Here is a 1,345-nt window from a genome sequence, read left to right as displayed (position 1 = left end):
CAACCGGGTGGACGAGAGCATCGTCTTACCGTCGGGTACGGGCCAGGACACGCGTATCGTCGTCTTCGCGGAGGGCGAGACCGCCCTCCGAGCCGAGGACATCGCCGACGAGGTACTCGACGGCGAGGACCTCGAAGACCTCGGAGACGACGATAACGCGGCGAAAGACCTTGCCGACGAGACCGACTTCTTCATCGCGGAAGCCAATCTGATGCAGGACATCGGCCGGTATCTCGGGACCGTCCTCGGTCCCCGGGGGAAAATGCCGACGCCCCTGCAGCCCGACGACGACGTCGTCGAGACTGTCGACCGGATGAAAAACACCGTCCAGGTCCGTTCCGGCGAGCGGCGCACGTTCCACACGCGCGTCGGCGCCGAGGACATGGACGCCGACGCGATCGCCGACAACATCGACGTCATCCTGCGCCGACTGTTCACGGACCTCGAGAAGGGCCCCCAGAACATCGATTCGGTGTACGTGAAGACGACGATGGGGCCGGCGGTGGAGGTGCCCGCATGAGCGCCGAGGCCGAACGCAAGACCGAGACGATCCCGCAGTGGAAACGCGAGGAGACCGACGCGATCGTCGAGTTCCTCGAGAGCTACGGCTCGATCGGCGTCGTCGACATCACGGGTATCCCGAGCAAACAACTCCAGGATATGCGCCGTGAGCTCCACGGGACCGCGGCGCTGCGCGTCTCGCGGAACACCCTGATCGAGCGTGCCCTCGCCGAGGTCGGCGACGGCCTCGAGGGCATCGCCGAGCACGTCGATGGCCAGGTGGGCCTGATCGGCACGAACGACAACCCCTTCGGGCTGTACCAACAGCTCGAAGCGTCGAAGACGCCGGCGCCGATCAACGCCGGGGAGGTCACGCCGAACGACATCGTCATCCCCGAGGGTGACACCGGCGTCGACCCGGGACCGTTCGTCGGTGACCTCCAGACGGTCGGGGCGAACGCCCGGATCGACGGCGGATCGATCAAGGTCGTCGAGGACTCGACCGTGCTCTCGGCCGGCGAGGAAGTGTCGGCCGACCTCGCGAACGTGCTCGCCGAACTCGGGATCGAACCCAAGGAGGTCGGCCTCGACCTCCGCGGCGTGTTCTCCGAGGGCGTGTTGTTCTCGCCCGAGGAGCTCGACATCGACGTCGAGGAGTACGTCGCGGACCTCGAAGCCGCCTCCAGCGCAGCGCGGAATCTCTCGCTCAACGCCGAGTACCCGACGGCCCGGACCGCGCCGTCGATGCTCGCGAAGGCGGCCGGCGAGGCGAAGTCCGTCGGGCTGTCGGCAGCCGTCGAGAGCCCCGACCTCGCCGACGATCTCGTTTCGAAGGCCGACGCCC

2 protein-coding genes are annotated in these 1,345 nt (G+C 67.4%); both read left to right on the top strand.

Annotated features, from left to right (window positions below; genetic code table 11):
- Positions 1 to 520, top strand: a 520-nt coding sequence (locus tag DP106_RS15085) for a 50S ribosomal protein L1 (RefSeq protein WP_120086626.1), incomplete at its 5' end; no start/stop codon positions are given.
- A partial coding sequence (locus DP106_RS15080) for a 50S ribosomal protein L10 (RefSeq protein ID WP_120086624.1) occupies positions 517 to 1,345 on the top strand: 829 nt, incomplete at its 3' end. The genes DP106_RS15085 and DP106_RS15080, both read left to right, overlap by 4 nt.

Source organism: Halonotius pteroides, assembly GCF_003605635.1.
In the GTDB taxonomy this organism is placed as follows: Archaea; Halobacteriota; Halobacteria; order Halobacteriales; family Haloferacaceae; genus Halonotius; species Halonotius pteroides.
This window is presented reverse-complemented; position numbering and strand designations above follow the sequence as displayed.